A 23,154-nucleotide genomic window follows, 5' to 3' on the forward strand; every position below is an offset into this window, starting at 1 on the left:
ATGGAGCAAAGCCAGAATGAAACAAATTTAAGTTCTGAAGAAATTGCTAGGTATGCAAGACACATAAGTCTTCCTGAAATAGGTGTTAAAGGCCAAGAGAAATTAAAAACAAGCTCAGTTGCTTGCATTGGTACAGGAGGACTAGGATCTCCACTTTTAATTTATCTTGCAGCAGCTGGTATTGGACGTATCGGAATAGTTGATTTTGATGTCGTTGAATATTCAAACTTACAAAGACAAATCATTCACACAACAAATTCAATAGGTCTATTAAAAACAGATTCTGCCAAGCAACAAATACTAAAAATAAATCCTTCTTGCAGAGTTGATTTATTTAATCAAAAGCTAACAAGTAAGAATGCTTTGGAAATACTTAGAAGTTATGATTTGATATGTGATTGTTCAGACAATTTTCCAACGCGGTACCTAATTAATGATGCTTGTCTAATACTTAAGAAACCTAATATATATGGTTCAATTGCAAGATTTGAAGGTCAAGTAAGTGTATTTAATCTCAAAAAAGATAGCCCTAACTATCGAGACCTTATCCCAACACCTCCTCCTCAAGAATTAATTCCATCATGCTCTGAAGCAGGTGTTATGGGAATTCTGCCAGGAATTATTGGAACAATTCAAGCTGCAGAAGCCATCAAGATAATAACAAATATTGGTAATCCATTGAACGGCAGGCTCCTAATTTTTAATGCATTACAGATGAGATTTAAAGAACTAAAATTGACACCGAAGGATGAAAATAGACATATCAATAAACTAATAGATTATCAAAGTTTCTGTTCAGAGGTCACGGTTAAAAATGAGGTGGATTGTGATATACAAAGTATTTCAATTAAGGAATTAAAAATACTCCTTAGCCAATCATCAAAAGAAATAATCTTAATAGATGTTCGCGACCAAAATGAATACAATCAATTTTCAATTGAAGGATCAAAACTTATACCTCTTAGCACTATTGAAAGTGGGAAAGCCATGAATGAAATAAAAACCCTTACCGCAAAAAAAAATCTTTATGTATTTTGTAAAAGTGGAAAAAGATCATTACGAGCATTAAAGCATTTAAACAAATTTGGAATAAAAGGTATTAATATTGAGGGAGGTATTGAAGCCTGGAATAACGAAGAAAATTAATTAAAACTAATAATCAACTCCCCTTTTTAAATCAACTCCATTTTCTGCATAGTGCTTGTGACATACCATCTCAGAATGAACACTTGCTAAATCAAAGTATATAGGTTGGTTTTTGCATCTTCCTGTAATAATCACCTCAGTTTCTGCAGGTTTACGAAGCAATGTTTGAACAATAGGCTCAACTGGTAGTAGCTCCAAATCAACAGTTGGATTTAACTCATCCAAAATCACAGTCTTATAGAGACCACTTGAAATCGCTGCCCTTGCAATTTCCCATGCTCTCTCAGCTTCTACATAATCAATAGGCTGTTGCTGCCCCCTCCAAACAATCGCATCTCTACCAGATCGAAGATGGTCGACTAAATGAGGATAACTTTCTCTAAGAGCTGCAATAGCGGCATCCTCTGTGTAACCACTACCACCCTTAAGCCATTGCAAAATCAATACACGATGACTTTTATCCTGACTTATTCCTCTACCGATAGCTTGTAAAGCTTTACCCAAAGCACTGGTGGATTTACCTTTCCCTTCACCTGTATATATTTCAATCCCACCAACATTATTCTCAAAAAGAATTTCGTCGTTGTTAATTCCAGGCCGTCTGTGAGCTCTCATCTCAGAATGAAGTTCCGCAACTTTAATCAGAGGGTTTGGTGCCGCTCGTCCAGTGACAATAATTTCCATACCGTTTGGTCTCGCAGTTAGTGTTTTAACTACTTCTCCAACAGGCAATAATCCCAAATCCAGAACTGGGTTCAATTCGTCTAGGACAACAACTGAATATAAGGCACTAGCAATCGCCCCTTTTGCTATGTCCCATCCTCTTTGAGCTTCCTGATAATCAAATTTGGTGGATTGGTCGGCACTAAAAAATTCGCCCCTACCTGTCCTAACTTGATCTATCAGGTGAGGAAAGCCTTGCTGCAAAGCATCAATTGCTGCATCTTCATCATACGAGCGACCAGGTCCTTTCAAGAATCTAAGAAGTAATACTCTAGTTTTTCTTTGCTCACATATACCTAGACCTATAGTCCTCAAAACCACACCCAAAGCTGCTTGGCTCTTACCTTTACCCTCTCCGTCATAAACATGTAATTGTCCGTGACTACGTTCCTCTCTTTCCGATGCTGTCGTAATTCCTATACCGTTTAATACCACGATAGAAAATTCTGCTTCTTATGCATGCAACTTAACTACTTCTACATTAGACGTCATAGAATATGCAAAATACACACAAAGATGAAAGGGTGTAAGAGTCTCAATCTAATCAATGATCTTTCAAAAAAGTGTTTTTTAGTCAACTTGAATCTTTATCTGACCCAGAGCTAAAGCAATTAAAATTGTTAAGGGAGTTTATTAAAGATCTAAATCAAGCCTGTGTTGCTTTCTCTGGAGGCGTTGATAGTTCTTTGGTAGCGACAATAGCGCAAGAACAACTAGGTTCAAAAGCTTTTGCTGTGACTGGTGTCTCTCCTTCCTTAGCTCCGTATTTACTTAAGCAAGCGCGTCTTCAAGCAGCTTGGATTGGTATTCATCATGAAGAATGTCAAACGAATGAAATCAATGAACCAAATTACTTTAATAATCCTGAAAATAGGTGCTTTGCATGCAAACAAGAATTGCATAAACATTTAGATCAAATTTCCAAAAGATTCCATAATGCTCAGGTTCTTGATGGAGTGAATTATGATGATCTTCAAGACTTTCGACCAGGCATTAAGGCATCTAATCAAGCTGGAGTTATATCCCCTCTTGCTGAATTAGAAATAGATAAAAAATCAATTCGTTCAATTTCCAAATCTTTAGGTTTACCCTGGTGGGATAAACCTGCTCAACCCTGTTTAGCCTCTCGTATTCCTTTTGGAGAGGAGATAAGTTCGAAAAGGCTTGAGCAAATTGCTTTAGCAGAAGAATGGATTATTAATAAAGGTTTTTCAAAAGTACGTGTAAGAAGTCAAGGCCTTTCAGCCAGAATCGAATTACCTGCAAATGAAATAGATCACTTTCTGAAAATTATTGATAGAAATAAATTGATTAAATATTTTTTGTATTTAGGTTTCCATTCCATCAGCCTAGATTTAGAGGGTTTAATTAGCGGAAAACTTACTAGAGACTTAAAGACTAATAAAAAATAAACTCTGATTTCATAAAGATGTTTGGTTTATTTAACTGTTCATTTTTATCAAAGTTCACGATGCAAAGTTTGGACTCCTGAAGGGATCTCTCTCGCAATATTTCTGAAAGAGAAGTGCTGAGCCAAAAAATCTTTAAAAAGTAATTTGCAAGCTTTTTCAGGCATCGTATGGTCCCCGCAAGTGAAAACATCAATAGCTGCATAACCAATCTCGGGCCATGTATGTATTGATATATGAGATTCAGCCAATAACGCTAGTCCTGTTACTCCCTGAGGTTTAAAGCTATGTGTTACCAAGTTTAAGAGAGTTGCACCAGCGATTTTGGCCGATGAGGTGATTGTTGTCCTTATAAAAGCTTCATCATTCAGCTTTGCATGATCACATTGATACAGTTCAAGTATGCAGTGCCTTCCAATATGCTCACTAGAGTTAGTAGGTATGCTTTCTATATCTTTTGACTTGCAAGAGTCTCCCCATCCAGGGTTTGGATGCAATTCGGGTAAAAAAGGTTCCATATTATCAAAAAATCATTTCCACAATAACCGACCAATAGTTTCAACCAAAGGAATCTAATTGCATTAATTGTGAGTTTCGTACCCATTCACCTTCAAAAGATTCCACATGTGTTGCACTTATTAAACACTGATGTTTTTGACCAACAGCCTCTAAAAGCAATAATTGTCGTTTGGAATCTAACTCAGCCAACACATCATCTAAAAGCAAAATTGGAGTTTTGCCATACAACGTTTTAATTAATTCTAATTCGGCCAATTTCAACGCTAATACAATAGTCCTCTGCTGACCTGCAGAACCAAAGCGTCTTGCATCTACATCATTTATTAAAAACTGAACATCATCACGATGAGGACCTACTCGGCAAGTACCCGATATCTCTTCCTCAGATCTCATTTCTAAAAGTTGACGTTCAATACTCTCCCTCCAAAGCCTTTCACTCTCTTCACCCTCGAGTTTACTACCTGGCAAATATGTAATATCCAATTTCTCTTTGCTATTGCTAAGATGTTGTTGCCAGTTTGAAGCAATAGGAAGTAGACGATCTAAAATACGCCTACGTCTTCGATGAATTCTTGTACTCACCAAAGCCATTTGCATATCAAAAGAATCTAATAAAATCATTTGATCCTTAGTTGATACGATATTTAAATTACGCCAAAGCTGACTTCTTTGCCTAAGCAATCTAGAAAACCTCCCCATCAAGTCAGAATATATAGGCTCAAGTTGTTGAACAATTCTATCCAACCAATTTCTTCTTAGAGACGGTTCTCCTCTTATTAATTCCAGATCAAGAGCACTAAAACCTACACTTCTCATAGGTCCAATCAAATCAATTTGCCTACTTAAGAGTTTTTCATTTTTGAAAGCTTTTCTACCACCTTTTCTATTCAATTCTAATGAAAGTTTTTGATCATCTTCAATTATTGCTCTTAAGGTAGCCTGATCTTGATCCCAATAAATCAAATCCTGATTTCGGTTAGATCGATGAGAACGTAAACTAGACAATAGCTCTACAGATTCTAAAAGATTAGATTTACCAACTCCATTTTGACCTGTTATTATCAACCTATTTTCAGTTAACTCAAACTGAAAACGTCGATAATTTCGGAAATTATTAAGTTCTAACTGATGAAGTTGAATGTTTCTTTATAGAATTTGTATGTAAGCTAATTTTAATAAGGTCTCAGCATTTGGCCTTTTTTAATAACACCCCCTTCGTTGGGCATGTAGCTCAGTTGGATAGAGCATCAGATTCCGGTTCTGAGAGTCGGGGGTTCGAGTCCCTCCATGCTCGTAAAAATAAATTTTCAAAGCCTAAATCCCATTGTTTGAATACCATTTGGATCCAATAAAAACCCATTAGCTTTTAATGCTTTAAGTGAAATTAATGGAGCAGCAACAGAAATGCTACACCCTGGCAACTCACGTCTAATAATTTCAATTGCCTTAAAAACTATAATTGACATATATTTTTCTTGTTGCCCCCCAGGCTCAGATGCTAAATCCCATAAATTTGCATTTAAACCTTTATCACTAGTCACACGAACAAAACCTACAATATTATGAGAAGTTTTTTGAAGAAGGGTTAAATAAAAATCACTACTTTTTAAAGCTAATTCAAACTTTCTTGGTTGATGAGTATCTTGATTACATCTTGAGAGAAGCCTATTTATTTCTCGTACAGAAACAGTTTCATTTCTAAGTAATACAAAGCCATCAGGAATTTGGGGGCATTTATTTACTGAATTTAATCCAAGCATATCATCCTGTATTTCTCATACCTGCAGCGATACCATTTATTGTCAACAATGCACCACGTAATAATTCACTACGACTATATGTTCGTGAAGCCTGAGCAGAATCAACACTTAAAGCCTCACTAATAGGTGGTTGACGATTCTGATCTCTTAATCGTTTTAAAAGAGCAACTTGTAAAAATCCTAGAGGAACAATAGTGCTATTTCTAAGATTTACAGACAATTGCAAAGCAGGATCTGCACTTAATAATTTTGGCTTATCTGTGATTTGTAAAATTAATTTCTTAGTTAAATTATATTCCATTGAGATTATCTCAAAAATACGAGCAAAAGACTCTCTATTATCCTTCCCTCCTAAACTAACCATATAGTGATGAGCGACTTCCAAATCAACTTTTGAAAGTGTCATCTCTACTTTAGAAATCAACATTCTAAAAAATGGCCATCGCTGATTTAACATGCGCAACATATCCATTTGGTCGGGGTCTATCTTAAGTTCAGCAGCCAAGGCTGTCCCTACCCCAAACCAACTTGGCAACAGGAAGCGACTTTGAGTCCAACCAAAAACCCATGGGATAGCACGAAGACTTGATAAATCTTTTGCTCCACTTTTTCGTCGAGCAGGACGACTAGAAATTTGTAACTTGCTTATTTCCTCTATTGGAGTCACTACTTGAAAAAATTGAACCAATTCTGGATTATCATGCACTAAAGCTCGATAATGCTCTCTGGAACGAGCCGCAAGTCTAGTCATCAATTCATTCCAACTTGGCGTAGCATCTAATTTATTTGTAACCAAACTGTTCTGGAGAACGGCGGTAGTAACAGTCTCAAGGTTGTATAAAGCTAATTCTGGAAGACTATATTTTGAGGCTAGAACCTCTCCTTGTTCTGTTATTTTTATTCGCCCTTGAAGTGTTCCACTTGGTTGAGCCAAAATTGCTTGATAAGCTGGTCCACCTCCCCTTCCCACAGATCCACCTCTACCATGAAAAATACGTAGTGCTATTCCTTGTCTACTCGCAAGATCTTGGAGCGCGATTTGGGCCTTATGAATTTCCCAATTACTTGAAAGAAAACCAGAATCCTTATTGCTATCAGAATATCCAAGCATAAGTTCCTGAAGTGGTTGAATTTTTTCTCTTACTGGTGGTAGCAAGTCACGGTAAACATTTGTCTGGAGAAGCGACTCCATTACAGAAGGAGCACGCTGTAAATCCTCAACCGTCTCAAATAATGGAACAACGAGAAAATCAGCAGCTCCTGTAGTTGGATCAATCAACCCTGACTCTTTAGCTAATAAAAGAACTTCTAATAAATCCGATGCTGTATGACTCATAGAAATTACATACGAGCGACAAATACGAGCCCCAAATTCTTTCTGAAGCCTATGAAGCATATGAAACACTGAAATAGTTTCTTGAGTACTTTTAGACCACTGAAAAGCAGGAGGAATAAGTGGTCTCCGAGTTTGCAATTCCTTCATCAACCATTCAACTCGACTTTCCTCATCCATCGCTCCATACGATTTAGGCAGATCTAAATAGCTAGTTAGCTCATCCAATGCATCACTATGTCGTGTACTTTCTTGACGAATATCCAAGCTCGCCAATGAAAAGCCAAAGATATGAACTTGATTCAATAAAGTATCAAGAGGTTCACAGGTTAAATCTGTACTAACCAAGCTATTTTTAATAAGTTCTAATTCATTCTTAAATTCATCTACACATCCATAGTGGAGAAATTCATCAAAACTATTATTAGTAGACATTAAAGGTTTTCCTTCAGGCGAAAATTGCCATCCAGCATCAGCCAATTGCTTATTACGTAATTGAGTTAGTCGTAGTCTCTCTATTGTATAGCTAAGCTTAAGACGATAAGGTTCAAGACGATATCTAGCTGCTCTTTCCTCGTATACATCTGGGAAACGAACTCTATCCATTTCCAAAGACTCTAACAACGGAGTGCTTACTTGACTCCATTGCATAGAGATACTTAATTGGTCTCTCAACTCTTGAACTGATGCAATATATCTATCTAACATCAATTGTCTTTGATAACACGCAGTTCTCCATGTAATTTCAGGAGTGACAGAAGGGTTGCCATCACGATCTGAACCTACCCACGAACCAAATGTACAAAAAGCTTCATTAGGTATCTCGACGTCTGGATAACTTGAAGCTAGTGCCGATGTAAGTCTCCTTCTTAATTGAGGCATAGCATCAAACAAAACCTGCTGAAAATAATGAAGTGCATAATCAACTTCATCGAGAACAGTTGGTTTAAATTGATGAAGCTCATCAGTTCTCCACCAAAGTCTGATCTCCTCCTCTAATTGCAACCTAAATATTTCCTTTTCAGAGTGAGAAATTAAGTTGTTAGATTGAAGTTGTTGCAAAAGAGTGGCCACTCTTCGTTGCTTGTGTCGAACTGTGTGTCTAACAATTTCAGTGGGATGCGCGGTAAAAACAAGACGAATATCCATTTCTCTCATCAAAGCATCAAGCTGAGCTGGAGGTACATTTAAACGACGAAGTCGCTCAAATAATTGTCTAAAAGTAGCTGGAGCAGTCTGACTAGCTAAGGCTGGAGCGAATGGATCTACTTTATCCTTGCTTTGATCTAGCTTCCCTTTTTTCATGCTTTCTAAATAACTATCTTCTTCTATACGTTGCTCCAGAATATTTACTAACTGAAAGTAAAGAGAAAAAGCTCTTGCAGCAGATATTGCCTCCGCTAAGTCCATTTCTGTAATCAATTGGACTATTGCTTCAGAGGAATTATCTTGATTTGTATTACTAGGGTCACTTAATTCCTTTAAACGCAATAAGCGCTCAGTTTGATCAGGGGGACATTCACTTTTGAGGACTGTTTTCCAAAGATCCTCAACAAGTTCAAGCCTTTGCTGCAATAAATATCCAGGATCTTGATCCTCAACATTTACTGTCGAGTGATTAGAGATATTTTCGTTAGAAGGATTTTTCAACATGTTCTTATTATGAAGCAGTTCCGCCAACTTGGTCACTAATAGGTTGATTTCATATGAACGAAATTTTTCTCTTCTAGTTCCATTTCACTAATACCTTTCTGGAGCAAGGACTTGATTGATATACCATTGGAATAAGAATTAATCCACTGCATTGATTGATTGCCATTTATTAAAATAGATTCGATAGGCTGAAGTAACTCAAACATATCAAGCTCTTTAGCTAATGGAGTGACATCTAATAAAAGTTCCTTGATCCAATCACGACAGTTGATTTGTTTTCCATTTCTCCAATGAAATAATTTTGCATCAAGACTAGATTTAGCTGCATTCAAATCATTTTGATCTGATAAACGAGCCAATTCTGTTTGAGTTTTGGAACTCGCTTTAATTGGATCGTACTTTTTTGTATTTTTTTTAAGATTTAGAATTCTAAGTTCTAACAAAGCAGTGATAGCCAATAGCAAATCAACATTACCTACCAAATCACATATTCTTAGCTCTAATCGATTCAAAACATGAGGTCTTTGTGGACCATTTGGCCTTACTGATGTCCATAAATGTCTTTCATTATGCATTTTGCCCTGACTAAGTTGATCTTCAACCCATTTCACATAATGAGGATGATCTAGAAAAATGGGTACATTGGGAGGTGTCTTTGGGAATTGAAGCCATCTTTGTGAATGTACCCCCGTTGCACATCCTCCCAAAAAAGGAGAACTAGCACTTAATGCAAGAAATAATGATGCTTCACATCTAACTAAGCGAAGCGCCGAAAAAAGTAAGGATAAATTTTCTATACCTAAATTGATATGAATACTTGCTGTAACAACATTTGTTCCGTAATTTTTTTCTATGAAAGAATGATATGAGTTTTCTGAATCTGACCTTTCAAAAATTTTTGTATTACCAAGGCTCAGTGTACTTCCTGGAAGAATTGTTAATTTCTTACAAGAAAGCCATTTCCTAAGTTTTTGTCTTGGCAGTAAAAGAGCATGTTTTAAAACCGCATATCGTTTATCTGGAACAGTTATATACTCAAGATTTCTTTGATCAGGTTCCTTAACAAAGTCTAAAAGTTCTTCAGTAATAGTTGATGCAACTCCTACATTTTCGCCAAGAAATGTGCCTGTAAAAAGCTCCACCTCAAAGCCCTTTAAAAGCATAAAGTTGCTCATAGATTAGTAGCTTCTAAGCAAGCTAAAGCAGTAAACATTCCTTTTGCTTTATTTAAAGTTTCTTGATACTCATTTGAAGGAATAGAATCTGCAACAATACCTGCACCAGCTTGAACTTGAACAGTAAAATTGTTTTTATTCTGCCTACGAACAATCATTGTTCGTATAGTAATAGCTGTATTTAATGCTCCATTTAAATCTAAAGACCCATAAACGCCAGAATAAGGTCCTCGTCGTTGTTTTTCTAATTGGTTAAGTAGTTGCATCGCTCTAATCTTTGGAGCCCCACTAACAGTCCCAGCAGGGAAAGAAGCAATTAACAAATCCCAAACATCCTTTTCTTTTTTCAAGATACCTTCTACTTCACTGACTATATGCATTACATGAGAATATTTTTCTATAACCATTAATTCTTTTACACAAACACTACCCGGGTAGCAAACCCTACCTAAGTCGTTGCGACCTAAATCTACTAACATTACGTGCTCAGCTCTTTCTTTGGGATCTTCCAAAAGATCTTTCTCAAGAGTTGCGTCTTCAAAAGCATTTTTACCACGCGGACGTGTACCTGCTATTGGTCTTAAACTAGCTTTAATACCTTCTTCTGTTCGTTGGGCCTTAACCATTACTTCCGGACTAGAACCAATTAGTTGCCAATCTCCAAAATCAAAAAATGCCATAAATGGTGACGGATTTACCATCCTCAAGCTTCGATATAATTCAAAAGGTTTTTGTTTTACGGTCGACTCCAATTTTTGACTAAGAACCAACTGAAAAACATCGCCTTTATTAATATATTCCTTTGCCAATTTCACACCCTGTTCGAATTGATTTTTATTTGTATTACTTGTCATATCAATAGATCTATTACCATTTTCATTCCACTTAAGAGACTTTATAGGCTTTAAAGGGGAAGCCATTAAATCTTGAAGTTCATTGATTTGATTAAGAGCGATTTCATAAGCTTGATCTGGAGAAACTCCATCACTAATATTGCCATAAGCAACAGCTGTTATTAGACGTTTAACTTGATCAAAAATAAGAATCTTATCCATAAACATCCAAATTCCATCAGGTAAATCTTGATCGGACAATTCATAGGTAGGTACTGAGGGCTCAATCCATTGAATTAGTTCATATCCCCACATTCCAAAAAGTTGTCCTAGTTGTGGCAATCCAGGCAAAGAACCAGATTCATAAGGCCCAAGCATTTGCCTTAGTATTTCAATAGGATTTCCCTGGAACTTTTCTTGTTTCCCATTTCGCCAACATCTCAACAATTCATTACCCCTTACTGTCACCTGCCAGAGTGGATCTGATGCCACCACACTCCATCTTCCAATCGTTTCTCCACCTTCTACGGATTCAAGTAATACTCCTGGTGGATTATCGTTCCCAACCTTAAGCCAAGTTGTGAGAGGAGTTTCTAGATCTGCAGGCCAACTTTTCGCCAAAGGGATATAATTTGACCCGCGGGAAGCAGATAGAAGAAATTGTTTTTTATCTAAGCTAAGCATGACTGCATAATGGCAGCCCAATATATAAATTTAAAGAGGGCAAAAGTTTAAATTGGATGACTTATGCATCGTAAGTTTTTTTTCCACTAAATTTCAAGCTTGCTGGGTTAGGATTTTCTCCAATACGTCTATTGTTATAGCCTTCTTTTAGACGACCCTCATTGGGTTTTTCTGAAAAAACTCCATCTTTAGGGAAAAGTAGTTCTCGATCTCCTCCAGGATAAATTCTATAGATTTTACTTGTTTCTATTCTTGGCTTGAATCCCCTCAATTGAGTATTCAAAGCGAAACACTGTTCTTTTCTAGCAAAATACATAAGATTGTCGCCCTCATGCATAACAGCAGCACCACCTGTAGGAAGTTCAAAAACTTCAGAGGTTTTACTTGTCCAAGTAATTGCATATTTCTCTTCAGTTTCAGCAGAGTTTAATAATCCCCCAGTGCTACCAATATGCTTTGGAAGTGTTCCAGGTAATACTTCTGTCATTTTTTTAATTAAATCAGCTTATTCTTTATTTCTTTAAATTAGCACTTTATTTTGTGCCTTTTGACTCATTTGAAGTCAACTTCACACGGCTCAACATTAGTCGAAAGAATCAAATTCTTTTACTTCAGAAATAGGAAAAAATATTGTAATTCCACTATCTCTCCTATTGGTTAGGCGACCACCGAGACTTTTTAACAGCCTTTGGGTTGCAGCCTGACTAAGTTGCAAATTCCCCGTAGCTGGATTCCAACTAAGCACTGGACCAATTTCTTCATTAGAAGCATTTTCAGAAACTTCAGAACTATTTGTATTAGAGAGCTGCCTTAAAATTTGAAGCTTTAATCTTTGTCCTGCTGGCCTTAATTTCAAAGTTAATTCCCCACCCATCTGTAATCCTCGAGTATTACGATCTATAAGACCTGTAAGCATTAATTCAAGACCTTTAGAATCACTCAAAACTTTAGGCAAATCTGGTGTGAGATCAAGAACAAGTTTTAAACCTTTTCGCTCTAAATGATTACTCCAAACTGGAGAGAGCATGACAAGCATTTTACCTAAATCAGTTAAAGCTAAATTTGTTTGTTCAGATTTGCTTCTCTCCAACTCAACTGCATTAAAAATCAAACCAAAACGATCAATTTGTTCTGTACATTCAATATCAATTTGCTTCAAACGACTTTCAACTACTTTAGATAAGTCTTTCTTCCTAAGAAGAGATCTTATTAGGGTTCTTATTGTTGCTAATGGTGTTCTAATCTCATGAGTTAGGGCTTCAAGTAAGGAAATTTCACTATTTTTTGAATTGGACTTTTGATCATTGATTATGCTGTCAGGCAAGGTTTGTATATTTAAACTTGGCGCAATATCCGCAAGTCGTTGTGATAGTAAAGGCCAGAACACTTTAGATAAATCATCATTTGTTTTTAGCTGACCCATCTCTTGAAGAGAGTTTCTAAGATGATTGGCTTGTTCAATATTTTCTGTATTTAATCTATTATCAAGTAAGGTAAGAAGATCACTCAAAGTCTCAGGATCGCTCCGCATTAACAATTTTCTTTCCTTAGATTTTCCTTCCAAAGCCAAAGCAATTTGAATTTCAGGAGTAATTACAATTAGCAATGGATCATTGCCATCTTCCTCTAAAAGAGTCAAGCGCTCATACTCTGATGAATCACTCTCAATATCAATTGAAGCTGACTGACTAGGCGGCAACATACCAATACAAGGATTAGTCAGGTTTAACAAATCCTTGGGTGCCCAAACCCAGCCTTGAAATTTCTTCAATAATTTGGGCTCATATAAGGCTGGCAAAGGCGAAGACAACCATAAACCTCTTGTAAGGTTCATGGGCAGCAAAATATCTGACTGAAGAGTATCAAGAGCTGCCCACCACATTCTCCTTACTGCAGACTCACTGCATGAGGCATGTGGAACACCTTGAGCCATCCTTTCTTGCAAAGCTTTGATAGTTACTAAAGGCTTGGTCACGAAAAACTCCAAACCTCATGCAAACCTTTAAATCTATTCGATTGGTTAGATTTTAAAGGATGAAAAAGCATGGAAAATAAGGTTGCAACTCCTAAAGGTGCTTTGGCTGACTATTTTCAAATAGATGGCTTGAGAATTTCTCAGTCAATCTATTCAATAGGGACACAAAGTTTTTTTAGACAAATTAAGATCTAGGGAGCTCATTCGTCTATCAGTAAGGATTAGTAAGGAGAAGTAGATCCCTTCAATCCTAAGGATTTGATATTAACTAATCCAATGAAACTAATGTTTAATCGAAAAGTGAGGATTCCTTCCTTTACATAGATCAAAAAACTTAACCTCAAGATGGTATTGAGGCATTGGACATACTGAGTCTCAAAGTTTTATTTGACTCAATTAATGCGTTTACAGAAACACGTAAAAGTATCTAATCAAAGATTTTTTCTTATTGACTGGCCTCGTCTCGATACAGATAAACATAAGCCCAAGCTTATAAAATTAACAAATAAGGCAGTTCTTCCATAGCTCATAAAAGGTAATGGGATTCCAGTTACAGGACCTAGACCAATAGTCATAAATATATTCACCATAATTTGAAAAATAAACATTGAAGTTATACCAATCACAATTAAAGATTCAAAATCAGTGCGCGCCTCAATAGCTATCTTTATTAATCGAAAAATTAGAATAAAAAATAAAAATAAGACTAATAAAGTCCCTAAAAAACCTGTCTCTTCTCCAAGAGCACTAAAAATGAAGTCTGTATGCTGCTCTGGGATAAATTTTAATTTAGTTAATTGGCCTTGCATCAGACCTGATCCAAACAATCCTCCAGATCCAATACCTATTTTACTTTGAAGCATATGATATCCACCCCCTAAAGGATCTTGGCTAGGATTAAGAAAAAGAATTAATCGATCTCGTTGGTAATCTCTTAAAACAGTTTCCCAAAACCAAGGAGAAATTTTCGCTATTAATGAATGAATAAGGACAACAAATAGTGTTAGTAATTTTTTTTTATTTGGCAGAGACTTATAAGACATGAAACCAATTATTGGAATCCATATAAAAAGTCCAAATTGATATAAATATGCAAGTAATCCTGTAACCAAAGTAGCCAAAATAATAAATGCCCATTCATATGGCATCCCTGCCCAATACAACATTCCAAGAAGTATGGCGCCAAAAACAAGAGAGGTTCCAAGATCAGGTTGTAAAAAAACCAAGATCCAAGGTAAAAAGGAAACTAATAAAGGTTTAATTACATGAGTTAAATCAGAGAATCTTTTTCGATCTAAAATAGAAGCCAAGACAAGTATTAAGGTTAATTTTGCAAACTCAGATGGTTGAATGTACAACCCGGCGAAGCTCAACCATCTTTTTGCTCCGAGAGCAGAAGTGCCACTAAAATTCACATACAAAAGTGTTAAAATATTCAAAAAATATATTGGCGTAATATATTTTCGTAGATCTTGCAAAGGAAATTGAGCTAAAAGACAAGCAATTACAGACCCTATATAAGCAATAATTGCATGCTGGTACCAATATGCAATTCCATGATTTCTTTGAGTACTTGCAATTAAAAAACAAGCTAAATGTACTAAAGTAAGAGGTACAATCCAAATTATAAAATCTACATCTTTCCAAATTTTTTTATTTCTCACTATTTTAAAAGTAGGTATTTTATTGCGACCAAAACCCATAATTACTTTAAATCACTGTTTAACAGATAAGACATTACATAAAGTGCCGGCAAGTTCTAAAAATACTTTGGCTGTTATTGAATCTCGAGATGTATGAACGACTGGGAGATCCTTGCCTGTTCCTGAAAAAGTATCTGACTCAATTGGTATTTGAGAGAGTAAAGGGACACTATTCTCTTTCGCTAATTGATAACCTCCTCCTGAACCAAAAATCTCATAAGATTTTAGTGGTTGATCTGGAGGAATAAAATACGTCATATTTTCTATCACTCCGAGTACAGGTATATTCATTTGTTTAAACATTGCCAACCCTCTTCTTGAGTCTTGAAGCGATACATTTTGAGGAGTTGTAACGATTATTACACCTGCCATTGGAACTGCCTGAGCCAATGAAAGCTGAGCATCTCCAGTCCCGGGAGGAAGATCTACTATTAAAAAATCACGTTCACCCCAGGAAGCTTGATATAAAAATTGTCGAATAATCCCATTAAGCATTGGGCCACGCCAAATTACTGGCTGATTTTGATCAATTAATAATCCCATTGAAACCATTCCAATTCCGCATGTTTCAATGGGAATAATTTTTTGTTCTGCACCCGAACCACTTACTTCAGGAGTTATTTCGCTGACACCAAGCATATATGGCGTATTTGGTCCATAGATATCAGCATCAAGCAATCCAACCTTGAAACCCTTTTGACTAAGAGCACAAGCCAAATTTACGGCAACAGTACTTTTACCGACACCACCTTTACCGCTACTTATGGCGATAACATTTTTCACTTTAGGAATTGGAGTTAAACCCTGAGATTGACCACCATGCCCGGCTTGACCAATAGGAGACTGCTCAGATGGAGATGAATCTCCTATTTCAATTTGTACTTCTTCTATATCTTCCAATGACTTAATGCTTTCCCTAATATCATTTGCTAATTGACCTCTTTGAGCTAAAGCGGAATTAGGAAGAGTAAGTCTTACAACAATTTTCGGTGGCTTTACTGAAACTATTTCCAGCCATCCAAGTTCAACAATAGATCGTTCACTTCCAACATCTTTTACTGAACTAAAAGCTTTTAAAACCTTCTCGTTGGTTTTCATTCTTAATTTCTATTACATTCGATGATAGTAAAAAAATCGCCATATATTGCACCTCATTATCCAATGCTATTGCCTTTAGTAATAAGTAAAAACTATTCGCAATACAAACTTTTCCAATATTGGTGTGAAATTTGCATCATTTGAAAGTATTTTTTTAAAAGAAAGCAACATACAATTAATTTTGTCCTCCTCACAAGATAAAGCCAATTTACCGGCAAAAAACTCAAGAGATCGAGCTAAAAAGCTTGTTTTAGGGCTCCAAGATGAAATTTGTGCAGGATTAGAGGCTATTGATGGAGAAGGCAAATTCCAAGAAGAATCTTGGGACAGACCAGAGGGTGGTGGTGGGCGATCAAGAGTCTTGAAAGATGGAAAAATCTTTGAACAGGGAGGAGTGAATTTTTCCGAAGTACATGGCAATGAACTTCCTCCCTCAATCATTAGCCAAAGACCAGAAGCAAAAGGTCACTCTTGGTTCGCGACAGGAACCTCAATGGTGCTTCACCCCAAAAGTCCATATATACCAACTGTTCATCTTAATTACAGATATTTCGAAGCAGGTCCTGTTTGGTGGTTTGGAGGAGGGGCAGATTTAACTCCCTTCTATCCATATTTATCCGACACGCGTCACTTCCACTCTTGCCATAAAGCTGCATGTGACACGATTAACGAAGATCTTCATAAGGTTTTCAAACCTTGGTGTGACGAATATTTCTTTCTAAAACATCGAAATGAGACAAGAGGCGTTGGAGGTATTTTTTATGACTATCAAGATGGATCCGGCTTGCTTTATAAAGGACAAAATGCCAATGGGAAAGCCTCTCAAATCTCAGAAGAGCTAGGTAACTATTCTTTGAATTGGGAAAATCTTTTTTCACTTGCTAAAGCATGCGGGCAGGCATTTCTGCCCTCCTATGAACCAATAATAAAAAAGCGAAAAAACCAAAGCTTTTCAACAAAAGAAAGAGACTTTCAACTCTATAGGCGAGGTAGATATGCTGAGTTCAATTTGGTATGGGATAGAGGCACCATTTTTGGATTACAAACTAATGGAAGAACGGAATCAATTTTGATGTCATTACCGCCCTTAGCAAGATGGGAGTATGGATATAAGCCAGAAGAAAATTCACGTGAGGCACTCTTAACAGATTTATTTACTAAGCCTCAAGATTGGTTTACAGATAAATCTCTGGAAGAGAGGTGTTTAACTCATCAAGCATTGGATTAGCTGCTGCACTTCTAGATTATTCCATTTAAAAAAGCCTGAACTATTTCATTTGCAATGAGCTTTATTGTTTTTTGCCTAGTTTTTAAATTTCTGAGATTTTTTTCTAACAAACCCTCTAATTTACCAATTTCAAGAATCCTTATTTGCCTTCTAGGAGCTCCTAAACCCCCTCTAAACAAAACAGGAAACCGTCCAAATGTTCTTGCGATTGACTCGTCTATTTTATTTGGCGTCTCAGAGAAAGGAGGGATCAAACCTGCACCAACTCCATACTTACCATATGCATCAAAATGAATCTCAATTGCATAGCCACCATTTTTAGCAAATCTCCTCCCAACTGACCAATTCGTTCTTGGATCATTAGCGTCATCAATATTTCTTATTCCAGGGTCATAAGATCTAATATTTAAACCTTTCTTTTTGCCAAGATTAACAATTGATTCTTGTAATTTTAAATTCCAAAAAAGTTCATCACTTATTCCAGGATGCATTGGATTCAAACCAAACTTATCAACAGCTTCGCCAGGTGTGCCAGCGCCAGCCAATCCCTGAGAGTCTGCATGACCAGCTAATATTAAAATAGGGATATTTTTATCTACATCTATAATACCAATCCACTTTGCAGGGATATCAGAGCTTTCACCAATGATCAGATCAAAATCCTCAGTAATATTTAAATTCCTATTTGAATACAGTTGATAAAAAGCATAAAAGATAATTAAAAAGACTATTAATTTTAAACTATTTAATACTTTATTTCTCACCACAAATGCTAATTAAATAGGGGAAGAAAGTAAAGAATTTTCACTACTAAGCTCAAGACTTTCAGATAGTTCCAACTGAATTGCTATCAGCTCATCACGATGAGCTTTGATTCGTAATATGCTTACTTCAGAAAGATCTGAACTTAATAACTTAACTTCTAATGATTCCTCTCGTTTGGATTTAACACGATAAATAATTCCAGCCAGAGGGGCCCCAATTGCAGCCAATAGTAAAGGCCACCAACTCAAAGATGGATAAAGCTGAATCAGAACAAGACCCAAGCATGCTGAGCCCAGTCCTCCAAGGCAAGATAAAAAGATCACTAAAAAAGTACTGGAAGCAACATTGCCATTAAAGATCAATAATTTCTCTTCAGCATTGCCTCCATTTTTTTTCCAACCACGCTCCTCCAACCAAAAACTAATACCTTTTAAAACTTCAAGCGGAGGTAAAGGAGACTGAACATCTACAACTGTTGTGCGGTCCTTACTTGCAGCGCGCAGAAAAAAACCCAAACCTATCGCCAATAGGATAGTGAGAAACAAAGTTGAGGAGAATGCAGATTGCATCTCAAAAATACGATCTCTTTTATTTTAATTGTTCAGAAAAACATAGCTACAAAAGTGAGCTAAAAAAATTAAAAGATATTAGAAAAGATAAAATCGTTGAATTTACTCAATATTTTGATCATTTGAGGCATTAGACTTAGATCATAAAGAAATTACTAATGCATTAAATTCACATTAAATTTATTATGCCAAAAAAACTTGATGAACCCTCGACTTTCAAGATCTTTGATAAAGACATAGATAATGAAACTGAAATTGCTTTAAGCTCATCTATGGCTTTAGCAGTTGATACAGAAGCCATGGGACTAATTCATGGTAGAGACAGGCTATGTTTAATACAAATATGCGATGAATTTGATAACGTTATTTGTATTCGTATAGAAAAAAATCAACATGCAGCACCGCACCTAAAATCTATTCTCGAGAAAAAAACAATTGAAAAAGTCTTTCATTTTGCAAGATTTGATGTTGCTGCATTAGCAAGTAATCTCAATATTTACGTAAATCCAATTTTTTGTACAAAAATCGCAAGTAAAATAGGTAGAACTTATAGTCCAAGGCATGGCTTAAAAGAAGTGGTTATGGAAACTGTTGGTGTGGAATTAGATAAACAAGCTCAAAGCAGTGACTGGGGAAAAGTTGGTGATTTAACTCAAAAACAACTGATCTATGCAGCGAATGATGTTAGATATTTACTAGGAGCAAAACACAAACTTGAAGAGATGTTGAAACGTGAAGAAAGATGGGAATTAGCCCAAAAATGCTTCAAATGCGTACCAATTTTTTCCGAGCTTGACAGAAGACGATTTACAAATATTTTTGATCATTAATTTTGTCAACAGGAACTTGTATTAATCCTCAAGCATAAAATTCTCTTCTTCTTTTAGAGCCTTTAATAATTGATCAAATGATGCAGAGGCAGATAGACATTGTTTTTTATCCTCATTTAAAGTTTGCTCAAGGATCTTTTGCGCAATTTGTTTTCTCGATTGCAAATCTTTTTTTCCTTCCTTAGCTGCCGCGACCTCTACTTTTCGTCGAGCTGCTGAAATACTAATACTTAAAGAAGATGCTAACTGAGCACAAATTTTAAGATAATGATGATCTTCAATTAGTGGCATATGCAGAAGCTTGAATAGAAAATCTTAATGAAAATCTTCTACTAGATTACACTCCACTATAAACCCTTGAACAAGTGAGTCGAGATAGTAAGGGCTATAGCATGACTTCCACCCTCTGGACCCATTCTTTCAGACCCTCTTAAACCAATAATCTCTCTATCAAAGTCAGAATTCAGTAAAAAACCCACTTGTTTTGCGAGAGTTTCATAACCCTCCGCAATAGCTACAGCACCTCCTAACAAACGACTTTGACGCTTCGCAAAATTGAAATTAAATTGATGTCCTTTCCCTGGCAAAGATACGCATGGGACACCTAAACCTACTAATTGTTCTGTAGCTGTACCTGCATTAGCTACTCCTACTTCTCCCCACGTAGCCCAACAAGAAAATTGGTTAAAGCCAATCAATATGAGTAATGAATTTTTTTCCCAACTTGCCGAAATTCCATATCCACCTATTGACTGATAAGTAGGTTTAAAACCTAAGTCCATCAATATTAATTCTATTTTTTTTCTCATTGCAGAAGAACTTAAAGGCACAAATACTGCAATGGAAGATGTAATTTGAATCAACTGAATTGCAATTAAAAGTTTTTTAAAATTCTGATACGCCTCAGGCAAACGACTTCCACACAATAAAATCAAACGTCTATATTTTTTAAAGTCATTAGGACATTCGCTCTTAGAAATTCCATCCATCATTGGATTCCCGGGCGATAATGCCTTTACACCATGATTTCTCAAGCCTCTGGCAGTTATTTTGTCTCTTACTGCAACCATTATGCAACGACTAGATCGCATCAACCAATATTCCCATGGATCCCACTCAGTTCCTTTCAATCGATGGTAACAATCACTTAAAGCGGATCTTGGCCCACTCGTCCATGTGTAATCACTTTTAGGAGTGCCAATAAAAAAATAATTTGCCCCACTAGCCCATGCAAAAAGAAGAGGTAATAAATCTCCAACTGCAACGATTATTCTTCCTTCCTTGGCTAATCTATGAACCAAGGTCCATTGCTTCCAAAGACTTCCTAATAATCCAGCTTTTAAATCTAAAACCAAGCCACTAAAACTCTGATTACTAAATCCCCCGCTAGGCAAAAATATTGAGGAACCAATCTTGGCAAGCCAGCCATCTTTTACTAGCTTTGAAAATACTTTCCCATCTCCAACCATCGGGAGAACTTCATGGGAAATATCTGGATTAATGTGATGTAGAGCTTTGATAACACTGCAGGCAATCGTGTCTTCTCCATGTCCATTACAAAGAAACAAAAGATTTTGTTCGGCTTGACTGATACGATTTGAATTGGAAATGAAAGTTTCATTTTCGGCGGCATGGCCAAGTGGTAAGGCAGAGGATTGCAAATCCTTTATCCCCAGTTCGAATCTGGGTGCCGCCTTAATTATTTTTCCTTTAATTTTCCTGAGGAAGCCCTCCAGCACAATGCTCCATGTGTAGCGAGTCGCAAGTTTCAAGAAAGTTCAGAAATTAATAAATTGATTTTGGACTAGATCTAAATATTGATCACATATCCATTCTTACAGTTAGCCTCTAAAAGAACCACTAGCGAAAAGCTTGTAGGCACGCAGGATGACAAATATTTACATCTTATTTTCAACACTTTATTGAATGTTTTTTGTCCATGTAATGAAAGTTTTTTTTCATTACAAAAAAATAGAAGGGTTCACATAGAAACATTATTCATGAATTAATATTAATCATATTAACCAATAAGAACAGTGTCTGATCAAATTGAATTCAGTTCTTTTTATAAATTATTAAATTCAATTAAGGAAGGTGAATCTCAACATATATCTTTACTTGATGAAAAAATTAACGAATTCAAAAATGGTAAAAACTCAAAAAGTTTTCTTGATGAATTAGGATCTCTTTATCTCTCTATAGGAATAACAGAATTATATAATTTTACGAATACAAAAGATCTACAAAAAATTGGACTCATCGATAAAGAAGGATGGGAAACTTTGGCTACTACAAATCAACAAGAATTACCTGTATACCTAGCAAATAAAATGATTGGGCACATTAAAGAAAATAAAAAAGTGAAGGAAATGTCAAAGAAGTGGAATATTAAAGAAGGTGAAGTCAGAAAACATATAACTAAAATGGCAAGATATATAACTGAAGGAATTATTGATGTAATTGAATAATATTAAATATAGATTAATACTTTTGTTAATCATCTATTTTAATACTGTCATCTCTAAATATGATAAATCATAAATTAATAATCATTATCTGCTACACAAATACCTAAACATCTTATTCCGTTACTAGAAGTTCTTCCACAATGATTACATAGAACTTTTTCTTGTTGATCTTTACCTTCATTTTCATTGTGATTTTCTTCATTACTATGTTTTTTTTCCAAAGAAGAGTCTTTAAAATTATTTAATTTATTCATGTAAGATACTGATATTAGTTTTCTTTATTTGAAATAACATCAATGAAGTCATGACTAAGAAAAAAATTGGAATTGGTTTTGGAACTTGGGCGTGGGGAAATAAGCTTGTTTGGGGCTACAAAGCTGAAACAGATGATATTTTACTTAAAAAAACTTTTTTTGATGCTATAGATGGGGGATTAGATCTTGTTGACAGTGCAGATTCATATGGCACCGGAAGTTTATTTGGGCAAAGCGAAAAGCTGATCGGCGATTTTCTAGAAGAGTTACCTAAGAGAAAACTCAAAAAAATCACAATCGCCACAAAGCTCGCACCCTTTCCATGGAGAGTTGGTCGCAATGGTCTAAATAAAGCTTTTCAAGAAAGCAATCAGCGTCTGAAAGGGAATATGACAAGAGTTCAACTCCATTGGAGTACTTATCGCTATGCACCTTGGCAAGAAGAGCAATTACTTAATGGCCTAGGAGATTTGTACGACAAAGGTTTAATTAAAGAAATTGGGCTATCTAATACTGGTCCAAAAAGACTAAATTTTTTATTCCAACAACTAAAAAAAAGAGGCATTAAAATTAATAGTGTACAGATGCAACTTTCGTTATTAACAAAACCATCCTTAGAAGATGAAAATTTAAAAAATGTATGTGATGAAAATGAAATTGAATATTTAGCTTACAGCCCCTTAGGGCTGGGAATCCTTACAGTTCCACCGGATCAAGCTCCTAAGCCTAAAACATTTTTACGACAAAAATTATTCCAAAAGATACTTCCAAAAACTATAGAGTTGAGAACATTAATCACTAATATCGGTAAAAGTTATTCAGCCTCCCAAGCACAAGTTGCTTTGAATTGGGTAAGGTCTCATGGAGCTAAACCAATAGTAGGGATTCGTAATCCATGTCAAGCTAAAGATGCAATTTCTGCACTTAATTGGTCTTTGACTAAAAGTGAAAAAGAAAGTCTGGATTTATGCAGGAATAAATGTTTAGCAAATATGCCTCAAAACCCGTTCTCCAGTCCTTAATAAAAAT

Annotated in this window: 23 protein-coding genes and 2 tRNA genes; 9 read left to right on the forward strand and 16 right to left on the reverse strand. The window is 35.9% G+C overall.

Translation table 11 applies throughout. From position 1 onward, the window contains the following. Complete coding sequence (gene moeB, locus AC6EJB_RS06855) at positions 1-1,146, forward strand: molybdopterin-synthase adenylyltransferase MoeB (RefSeq protein ID WP_498490598.1); 1,146 nt, start codon at positions 1-3, stop codon at positions 1,144-1,146. A gap of 6 nt (positions 1,147-1,152) precedes the next feature. On the opposite strand, the gene AC6EJB_RS06860 is transcribed toward moeB, so the two are convergent. Next, positions 1,153-2,304 (reverse strand): cob(I)yrinic acid a,c-diamide adenosyltransferase, encoded by a 1,152-nt coding sequence (locus tag AC6EJB_RS06860; protein WP_498490599.1) that lies wholly within the window; start codon positions 2,302-2,304, stop codon positions 1,153-1,155. Between the two features lie 128 nt (positions 2,305-2,432). Between AC6EJB_RS06860 and larE the strand changes: the two genes are divergently transcribed. After that, entirely contained in the window at positions 2,433-3,281 is an 849-nt protein-coding gene (gene larE, locus AC6EJB_RS06865) for an ATP-dependent sacrificial sulfur transferase LarE (RefSeq protein ID WP_498490600.1), read from the forward strand. Positions 3,282-3,328: 47 nt separating this feature from the next. Here the strand turns inward: larE and speD are convergent, their stop codons facing one another. Continuing rightward, entirely contained in the window at positions 3,329-3,796 is a 468-nt protein-coding gene (speD, locus tag AC6EJB_RS06870) for an adenosylmethionine decarboxylase (RefSeq protein WP_498490601.1), read from the reverse strand. A gap of 40 nt (positions 3,797-3,836) precedes the next feature. Further along, positions 3,837-4,937 carry a DNA replication/repair protein RecF gene (gene recF, locus AC6EJB_RS06875; RefSeq protein WP_498492981.1) on the reverse strand — a complete coding sequence of 367 codons (1,101 nt, stop codon included), beginning with the start codon at positions 4,935-4,937 and terminating at the stop codon, positions 3,837-3,839. 80 nt (positions 4,938-5,017) lie between these two features. Here recF and AC6EJB_RS06880 point away from each other — a divergent pair. Continuing rightward, positions 5,018-5,091, forward strand: a tRNA-Arg gene (locus AC6EJB_RS06880). Positions 5,092-5,104: 13 nt separating this feature from the next. Here the strand turns inward: AC6EJB_RS06880 and AC6EJB_RS06885 are convergent. The 6 genes from AC6EJB_RS06885 to AC6EJB_RS06910 form a co-directional block, all read right to left on the reverse strand. Continuing rightward, the gene (locus tag AC6EJB_RS06885; protein ID WP_498490602.1) at positions 5,105-5,557 is read right to left on the reverse strand and encodes an N-acetyltransferase; all 453 of its coding nucleotides are present in this window, start codon (positions 5,555-5,557) and stop codon (positions 5,105-5,107) included. Position 5,558: 1 nt separating this feature from the next. Further along, positions 5,559-8,543 carry a phosphoenolpyruvate carboxylase gene (ppc, locus tag AC6EJB_RS06890; RefSeq protein ID WP_498490603.1) on the reverse strand — a complete coding sequence of 995 codons (2,985 nt, stop codon included), beginning with the start codon at positions 8,541-8,543 and terminating at the stop codon, positions 5,559-5,561. A 35-nt stretch (positions 8,544-8,578) separates the two neighbouring features. Next, on the reverse strand, positions 8,579-9,718 hold the full coding sequence (gshA, locus tag AC6EJB_RS06895) for a glutamate--cysteine ligase (RefSeq protein WP_498490604.1): 1,140 nt from the start codon (positions 9,716-9,718) through the stop codon (positions 8,579-8,581). Continuing rightward, entirely contained in the window at positions 9,715-11,235 is a 1,521-nt protein-coding gene (locus AC6EJB_RS06900) for an anthranilate synthase component I family protein (RefSeq protein ID WP_498490605.1), read from the reverse strand. The genes gshA and AC6EJB_RS06900 overlap by 4 nt, the downstream gene beginning before the upstream one ends. Before the next feature lie 61 nt (positions 11,236-11,296). Beyond that, positions 11,297-11,722: a photosystem I reaction center subunit II gene (gene psaD / locus AC6EJB_RS06905; protein WP_269611601.1), complete on the reverse strand. Its 426-nt coding sequence runs from the start codon at positions 11,720-11,722 to the stop codon at positions 11,297-11,299. Positions 11,723-11,818: 96 nt separating this feature from the next. After that, positions 11,819-13,210, reverse strand: a complete 1,392-nt coding sequence (locus tag AC6EJB_RS06910; RefSeq protein ID WP_498490606.1) for a sensor histidine kinase — start codon at positions 13,208-13,210, stop codon at positions 11,819-11,821. A gap of 69 nt (positions 13,211-13,279) precedes the next feature. Between AC6EJB_RS06910 and AC6EJB_RS06915 the strand changes: the two genes are divergently transcribed. After that, a complete protein-coding gene (locus AC6EJB_RS06915; protein WP_498490607.1) occupies positions 13,280-13,405 on the forward strand; it encodes a hypothetical protein in 126 nt (41 codons plus the stop codon). Positions 13,406-13,641: 236 nt separating this feature from the next. On the opposite strand, the gene rodA is transcribed toward AC6EJB_RS06915, so the two are convergent. Both rodA and AC6EJB_RS06925 read right to left on the reverse strand, forming a co-directional pair. Beyond that, the gene (gene rodA, locus AC6EJB_RS06920; RefSeq protein WP_498492982.1) at positions 13,642-14,916 is read right to left on the reverse strand and encodes a rod shape-determining protein RodA; all 1,275 of its coding nucleotides are present in this window, start codon (positions 14,914-14,916) and stop codon (positions 13,642-13,644) included. A 9-nt stretch (positions 14,917-14,925) separates the two neighbouring features. After that, positions 14,926-16,011: an Mrp/NBP35 family ATP-binding protein gene (locus AC6EJB_RS06925; RefSeq protein ID WP_498490608.1), complete on the reverse strand. Its 1,086-nt coding sequence runs from the start codon at positions 16,009-16,011 to the stop codon at positions 14,926-14,928. A gap of 181 nt (positions 16,012-16,192) precedes the next feature. Between AC6EJB_RS06925 and hemF the strand changes: the two genes are divergently transcribed. After that, positions 16,193-17,239, forward strand: coding sequence for an oxygen-dependent coproporphyrinogen oxidase (gene hemF, locus AC6EJB_RS06930; RefSeq protein WP_498490609.1), 1,047 nt, complete (start codon positions 16,193-16,195; stop codon positions 17,237-17,239). 11 nt (positions 17,240-17,250) lie between these two features. Here the strand turns inward: hemF and AC6EJB_RS06935 are convergent, their stop codons facing one another. Together AC6EJB_RS06935 and AC6EJB_RS06940 are read right to left on the reverse strand one after the other, a co-directional pair. Then, positions 17,251-18,003, reverse strand: coding sequence for an N-acetylmuramoyl-L-alanine amidase (locus tag AC6EJB_RS06935; protein WP_498490610.1), 753 nt, complete (start codon positions 18,001-18,003; stop codon positions 17,251-17,253). A 12-nt stretch (positions 18,004-18,015) separates the two neighbouring features. Next, entirely contained in the window at positions 18,016-18,573 is a 558-nt protein-coding gene (locus tag AC6EJB_RS06940; RefSeq protein WP_498490611.1) for a cofactor assembly of complex C subunit B, read from the reverse strand. A gap of 185 nt (positions 18,574-18,758) precedes the next feature. Here AC6EJB_RS06940 and AC6EJB_RS06945 point away from each other — a divergent pair, with 185 nt between their 5' ends. Beyond that, complete coding sequence (locus AC6EJB_RS06945; RefSeq protein ID WP_498490612.1) at positions 18,759-19,403, forward strand: ribonuclease D; 645 nt, start codon at positions 18,759-18,761, stop codon at positions 19,401-19,403. A gap of 21 nt (positions 19,404-19,424) precedes the next feature. Here AC6EJB_RS06945 and AC6EJB_RS06950 read toward each other — a convergent pair whose 3' ends face one another. Both AC6EJB_RS06950 and AC6EJB_RS06955 read right to left on the reverse strand, forming a co-directional pair. Next, entirely contained in the window at positions 19,425-19,694 is a 270-nt protein-coding gene (locus AC6EJB_RS06950; protein WP_498490613.1) for a DUF8658 family protein, read from the reverse strand. A 56-nt stretch (positions 19,695-19,750) separates the two neighbouring features. Continuing rightward, positions 19,751-20,971, reverse strand: coding sequence for a lipid-A-disaccharide synthase-related protein (locus AC6EJB_RS06955; RefSeq protein WP_498490614.1), 1,221 nt, complete (start codon positions 20,969-20,971; stop codon positions 19,751-19,753). Between the two features lie 57 nt (positions 20,972-21,028). Between AC6EJB_RS06955 and AC6EJB_RS06960 the strand changes: the two genes are divergently transcribed. Next, a tRNA-Cys gene (locus AC6EJB_RS06960) sits at positions 21,029-21,099 on the forward strand. Between the two features lie 340 nt (positions 21,100-21,439). After that, the gene (locus AC6EJB_RS06965; RefSeq protein WP_498490615.1) at positions 21,440-21,871 is read left to right on the forward strand and encodes a hypothetical protein; all 432 of its coding nucleotides are present in this window, start codon (positions 21,440-21,442) and stop codon (positions 21,869-21,871) included. A gap of 74 nt (positions 21,872-21,945) precedes the next feature. On the opposite strand, the gene AC6EJB_RS06970 is transcribed toward AC6EJB_RS06965, so the two are convergent. After that, positions 21,946-22,125, reverse strand: a complete 180-nt coding sequence (locus tag AC6EJB_RS06970) for a DUF8639 family protein (RefSeq protein ID WP_498490616.1) — start codon at positions 22,123-22,125, stop codon at positions 21,946-21,948. Positions 22,126-22,175: 50 nt separating this feature from the next. On the opposite strand from AC6EJB_RS06970, the gene AC6EJB_RS06975 reads away from it, so the two are divergent. Further along, entirely contained in the window at positions 22,176-23,147 is a 972-nt protein-coding gene (locus AC6EJB_RS06975) for an aldo/keto reductase (protein WP_498490617.1), read from the forward strand. The last annotated feature ends 7 nt before the right edge of the window (positions 23,148-23,154 follow it).

The sequence above is a fragment of the Prochlorococcus sp. G4PB17 genome (assembly GCF_059772445.1).

What these genes read in the sequence shown, in the direction of transcription:
- moeB (WP_498490598.1), top strand. Translation starts at nt 1, where the DNA reads ATGGAGCAAAGCCAGAATGAAACAAATTTAAGTTCTGAAGAAATTGCT.
- speD (WP_498490601.1), bottom strand. Translation starts at nt 3,796, where the DNA reads ATGGAACCTTTTTTACCCGAATTGCATCCAAACCCTGGATGGGGAGAC.
- AC6EJB_RS06885 (WP_498490602.1), bottom strand. Translation starts at nt 5,557, where the DNA reads ATGCTTGGATTAAATTCAGTAAATAAATGCCCCCAAATTCCTGATGGC.
- ppc (WP_498490603.1), bottom strand. Translation starts at nt 8,543, where the DNA reads ATGTTGAAAAATCCTTCTAACGAAAATATCTCTAATCACTCGACAGTA.
- gshA (WP_498490604.1), bottom strand. Translation starts at nt 9,718, where the DNA reads ATGAGCAACTTTATGCTTTTAAAGGGCTTTGAGGTGGAGCTTTTTACA.
- AC6EJB_RS06900 (WP_498490605.1), bottom strand. Translation starts at nt 11,235, where the DNA reads ATGCTTAGCTTAGATAAAAAACAATTTCTTCTATCTGCTTCCCGCGGG.
- psaD (WP_269611601.1), bottom strand. Translation starts at nt 11,722, where the DNA reads ATGACAGAAGTATTACCTGGAACACTTCCAAAGCATATTGGTAGCACT.
- AC6EJB_RS06915 (WP_498490607.1), top strand. Translation starts at nt 13,280, where the DNA reads ATGGAAAATAAGGTTGCAACTCCTAAAGGTGCTTTGGCTGACTATTTT.
- AC6EJB_RS06925 (WP_498490608.1), bottom strand. Translation starts at nt 16,011, where the DNA reads ATGAAAACCAACGAGAAGGTTTTAAAAGCTTTTAGTTCAGTAAAAGAT.
- AC6EJB_RS06940 (WP_498490611.1), bottom strand. Translation starts at nt 18,573, where the DNA reads ATGCAATCTGCATTCTCCTCAACTTTGTTTCTCACTATCCTATTGGCG.
- AC6EJB_RS06945 (WP_498490612.1), top strand. Translation starts at nt 18,759, where the DNA reads ATGCCAAAAAAACTTGATGAACCCTCGACTTTCAAGATCTTTGATAAA.
- AC6EJB_RS06950 (WP_498490613.1), bottom strand. Translation starts at nt 19,694, where the DNA reads ATGCCACTAATTGAAGATCATCATTATCTTAAAATTTGTGCTCAGTTA.
- AC6EJB_RS06970 (WP_498490616.1), bottom strand. Translation starts at nt 22,125, where the DNA reads ATGAATAAATTAAATAATTTTAAAGACTCTTCTTTGGAAAAAAAACAT.
- AC6EJB_RS06975 (WP_498490617.1), top strand. Translation starts at nt 22,176, where the DNA reads ATGACTAAGAAAAAAATTGGAATTGGTTTTGGAACTTGGGCGTGGGGA.